This window comes from Pseudorhodobacter sp. (assembly GCF_030452865.1).
Lineage (GTDB): Bacteria > Pseudomonadota > Alphaproteobacteria > Rhodobacterales > Rhodobacteraceae > Pseudorhodobacter.
Genome location: NZ_JAKDLJ010000328.1, coordinates 1 through 4,158, shown reverse-complemented (window position 1 = coordinate 4,158; position 4,158 = coordinate 1). Strand labels below are relative to the sequence as shown.

Sequence of the window (4,158 nt, the reverse complement as noted above, 5' to 3'; positions counted from 1 at the left end):
TCGAACCCATGCACAACGGCGGTATCGACGCCCACCATGAACTGCACTTCGTCATCCCGGCTTGTGATGAATTCCGCAGCATAGGACATCGGCTCCGGTCCGCCGAACTCTTTGAAGCCGATCAGGTTTTTATGATCGCGGCGGAGTTCCGCGAACAGGTCGGCGCGGGTGGCAAAGCCGTAATGCGGGCTATTATAGATCAGCGCCGGCAGCTTTGGAGCAGCGGCCAAGATGGCTTTGAAATGCGCCTTTTGTGCCGGGATCGACGAGCCACGCGACAACACGCGCGGGATGACCATCAGACCGTGGGCGCCAACCTTCTGCGCATGGGCAGCATGCGCAACCGCAGAGGCGGAGTTTACAGCACCGGTGCCGACAATCACGCGCAGCCCGGCCTTGACCAGACGTTCAACGCCTTCCATCCGCTGTGCATCGCTCAGCAGGGGCCAATCGCCCATCGAGCCGCAATAGACCACAGCGGACATCCCCGCTGCGACCAGTTCCTTGCCTTTTTTGACCAAAGCGTCAAAATCGGGGCTGCGGTCGGCTTTGCAAGGCGTCATCAATGCGGGGATAGTGCCGGTAAAAATGTTGCTGGTCATCGCGGTCTCCATGATTGGCAGTCGGTTGCGCTTGGATCATAGCCCTTAGGCGGGTTTGATTCGAGTTGATGTTTGCATTATACCTATTGCATACTATTTGTCGACAAGTTTTTTGAAACCTGGGGCGGAATGCGCCGAGGGCTTGAACGCCAGCGGCACTTCCCATATTGCGGGTGAGGCAAAAAGGAATTGTGATGAGTAACGTCCCTCCTCCGGTAAAGCCGGAACGCAAGCGCGGCTCTGGCGTGAAGCATGTCTATGACGTGTTGCGCGACGAGATCATTGATCTGGTGCTGCAACCCGGCAGCCCGATTGACGAAATTCAATTGGCCGAACGCTTTACCATGTCGCGCACCCCGATCCGCGAGGCGTTGGTACGGCTGGCGGGTGAAGGGCTGGTGACGACGCTTCCGAACCGCTCCACCGTGGTATCCAACATCAACTTCCTGTCAATGCACACCTTCTTTGACGCGCTGACGCTGATGTACCGGGTCACAACGCGGCTGGCGGCGGAATATCACACGGCGGAGGACTTGAAGATCATCCGGCAATGGCAGGCGGAATTCGCGCATGCCGTCAAAAATCAGGATGCGCTGGCGATGATTTCCACCAACCGCGACTTTCACGCCGCAATCGCTGTCGCGGGGCAAAACACCTATTACGAAGGGCTATTCATCCGTCTGCTGGACGAAGGGCGGCGGATTTTGCGGCTGTACTATCAGTCCTATCAGGACCGCCTGCCACCGGAATTCGTGACCGAACACGAAAACATCATTGCGGCCATTGCGGCGCGCGATATCGAAAAGGCGGATCAACTGGCGCTGGAACACGCCAATCAGATCGTCACGCAAATTCAGCGGTTCATTTCGGGCGACCGGCGGCAGAAGATCGCTTTGTGACCGCGCGCGTCAATTGTCGGCTTTCTCCATCAGGCGACGGATATGGCGCGCGAATGGCCAGGCAACCGGAAACCCCAGAATAAGACCACCGATCACCGCCTGAACCGGCGAAAGCACCGGCAAACCGACCCATGACCCGACCAGCGACGCAAAGAACAGGTTGACCGCAACGGCACCCACCCCGAAAGGGTAAAGCCAAAGGCTCAGCCGGAGGGTCGGCCCGTTGCTCATTTCCGCATTACCAACCGATGCACGAAATAAAGTGCGACGATCAGGCAGATCGAGGCGATCAGGAAGGAAATTTCGGCAGCGCCGGATTGCTGCAACGGTGCCGGGCGCTGAAACGCCTCAGCCATAGCGGTTGTCGGGGCGAGTAAAGCCAGCATCAGTATGGTTTTCATCGGTCAAACCTCTTGTGTCAGGGAACGGTAGATATCAGGCAAAGCGCGGGTCAACCGCGCAGGGTTGGACAGCAGCGAGAATTGTGATCGGCCAAAGATGCGGGCGAACCAGTCTTGCCCATCCTCGTCGATGATCACACCATGCACGGTTTGCCCCAAGCGCCGCGCTTCGCGCACTGCCATGTGACTGTCCTCAATCCCGTGTTGACCCTCATAATGGTCAAGGTCGTTGGGCTTGCCGTCGGTTAGCACCAAAAGCCGCCGTCGCGCGGCGGTTTCTTGTGCCAGCATGGCGCTGACATGACGGATTGCAGCCCCCAAACGGGTGTAATGGCCGGGACGCAAGGCGCAAATACGGTCGGTTACCTCTGCCGACATCGGGCTGTCAAATGCCTTGCAGCGGTGCACAAACACCCGGTCCCGGCGCAGAGAGGAAAACCCCCAGATGCCCAAGCGATCCCCCGCCGCATCAATGCCGCCCGCCAAAGCCGCCAGCGTGTCGCGCGCCACGTCGATCACCGAAGTATCCCCCACTGCGGCTTCGGTGGAGCGTGAGGTGTCGATCAGAAACGCCACCGAAAGATCGCGGTCGATCTGGCGCAGGCTTTGATACACCCGGTCAGACCCCTGCCCCGTTGCCCGCAACTGCACCTGTGCCGAGATCAACGCATCAAGGTCCAGTTCTGCCCCGTCAAGCTGGCGCGGGCGCAGGATGCGGCGGGGGCGCAGGGTTTCGAACTGGCGGCGGACCTCTTTCATCCGGCGTTGGTTCGGGATGAAACGGCTTTCCGGGTCCGGTGGCACCTCCGCCTCCAATATCCGGCAATGATCGGGCATATAAGCGCGGGTGCGGTGGTTCCATTCGGGATAGGTGAACTTGCCCGCCAGCGCCTCATGGTCAGCCTCGGCGGGCGACAGATCCAGATGCAGACGCAGCCTTGTGGCGGCGCGGCGGTCGTGTTTCGACAGGGTGATATTGTCCTGATCCTCCGCCGCTTTTTGGGCATTCTCATCATCGTCGTCGTCGATGGACCGGTTGAGGTTCATGGATTCAACCCATGACAGGATGGATTCGAACCGGTGGATGATGAAGCTGTCCTTGCGGTTTGCCTCATCCCGATTGCGGCGCAAGCCCAACTTGCGGGTGGTCGTCGCCACAGCAGGAGGCGGCGCGGTGGCATCTTCGGGGCTGGTTCCGGCAGTGTCCCCCGACCGCGAAGCGTCGAGGCGCAACCAGATCGGCACGGGGGCGAAAGGCATATAACCGTGTGCCGTTGGCCGATCTTGTCCGGTCCGGACCGGCTCACCCCGAAGCTGGCTGCGGACCATCGCTTCAATCTCCGCCTCTGCTCGCGGCAAATGATGAGTGGGGCGGCGGGCAAGGCTGGCCTGCGCCATCCGGGTAAAGCCTGCGCGCAGGCCGGGACAGAGCGCGTAGGCACGGTCGGCGGCGGCGGCGTTCGCTGCAATCTGCGCCAGATCAACCGCGCGCGGGTCATCCATTGGTTCAGGAATCTCAGCAACAGCGGCAAGGGCGGTAAGCCAGAAATATGCGATGCGGTTCAACTCAACGTCGGCAAACATCGACATGACAGGCGGCAGACACAGGCGCATGCCATCAAAACCCGCGATATATTCCCGCTCCCTCGGAGTGCCGAGTTTGCGCAGGTTCGAAAGCCGATGCCGCGAGGCTGTCGCCGGTGCCTCCGCCAGTTCAATCGCACCTGTCCCACCTAAAGCATGGAGCAACATGTGCAGGCTACCACGGACCGAGGCAAGCGTGACCCCTGCCCCGGCGTGTTCCTTGGCCGCCCCGAAACCCGACGCAAGATCATGCCAAAGGTTGCCAACGGTCTCCTCCGGCTCCATCAAATCCATCAGGCGGGTTGGCAGGGCCATCACGTCAGCCGTAAACCGCGGCGACCAGATCGCGCAGGGCGGTTTGCACATCGGCGTCATCGGTCAGCGGTTCAATGATCGCCGCCTCCAACGCTTGCGGTATTGTCATACCCGCAACGATCATGGTTGCGGCATAGATCAGCAATCGCGTAGATACGCCTTCCTCCAGATCCATGCCGGAAAGTTTGCGGATATGGCCCGCCAGCCGGACCAGCGGTTTTACCCGCGCCGCCTCCAGTCCGCTTTCACGCGCAACCACCTCCACCTCCAGCGCTTCCGGCGGAAAGCCGAAAGTAATGGACAGGAACCGCTGCCGGGTCGCGGGCTTCATCCGTTTCAGGATGTTCTGATAGCCGG

6 protein-coding genes are annotated in these 4,158 nt (G+C 60.4%); 1 reads left to right on the top strand and 5 read right to left on the bottom strand.

What is annotated here, in order from left to right:
- Positions 1–602: dihydrodipicolinate synthase family protein (locus L0H65_RS15590; protein WP_301459985.1), on the bottom strand; the 602-nt coding region annotated here is incomplete at its 3' end.
- A gap of 194 nt (positions 603–796) precedes the next feature.
- Between L0H65_RS15590 and L0H65_RS15585 the strand changes: the two genes are divergently transcribed.
- Positions 797–1,501, top strand: a complete 705-nt coding sequence (locus tag L0H65_RS15585) for a GntR family transcriptional regulator (RefSeq protein ID WP_301459984.1) — start codon at positions 797–799, stop codon at positions 1,499–1,501.
- 9 nt (positions 1,502–1,510) lie between these two features.
- Here L0H65_RS15585 and L0H65_RS15580 read toward each other — a convergent pair whose 3' ends face one another.
- The 4 genes from L0H65_RS15580 to L0H65_RS15565 all read right to left on the bottom strand — a co-directional run.
- Positions 1,511–1,732 carry an NnrT protein gene (locus L0H65_RS15580; RefSeq protein WP_301459982.1) on the bottom strand — a complete coding sequence of 74 codons (222 nt, stop codon included), beginning with the start codon at positions 1,730–1,732 and terminating at the stop codon, positions 1,511–1,513.
- Positions 1,729–1,902 (bottom strand): hypothetical protein, encoded by a 174-nt coding sequence (locus tag L0H65_RS15575; RefSeq protein WP_301459981.1) that lies wholly within the window; start codon positions 1,900–1,902, stop codon positions 1,729–1,731. Before L0H65_RS15575 ends, L0H65_RS15580 begins: the two co-directional genes overlap by 4 nt.
- Before the next feature lie 3 nt (positions 1,903–1,905).
- A complete protein-coding gene (locus tag L0H65_RS15570) occupies positions 1,906–3,795 on the bottom strand; it encodes a nitric oxide reductase activation protein NorD (RefSeq protein ID WP_301459987.1) in 1,890 nt (629 codons plus the stop codon).
- A 10-nt stretch (positions 3,796–3,805) separates the two neighbouring features.
- Positions 3,806–4,158, bottom strand: a 353-nt coding sequence (locus L0H65_RS15565; RefSeq protein WP_301459979.1) for a CbbQ/NirQ/NorQ C-terminal domain-containing protein, incomplete at its 5' end; no start/stop codon positions are given.

Excerpts from the sequence above, each read along its gene's own strand:
- L0H65_RS15585 (WP_301459984.1), top strand. The coding sequence starts at position 797 with ATGAGTAACGTCCCTCCTCCGGTAAAGCCGGAACGCAAGCGCGGCTCT.
- L0H65_RS15580 (WP_301459982.1), bottom strand. The coding sequence starts at position 1,732 with ATGAGCAACGGGCCGACCCTCCGGCTGAGCCTTTGGCTTTACCCTTTC.
- L0H65_RS15575 (WP_301459981.1), bottom strand. The coding sequence starts at position 1,902 with ATGAAAACCATACTGATGCTGGCTTTACTCGCCCCGACAACCGCTATG.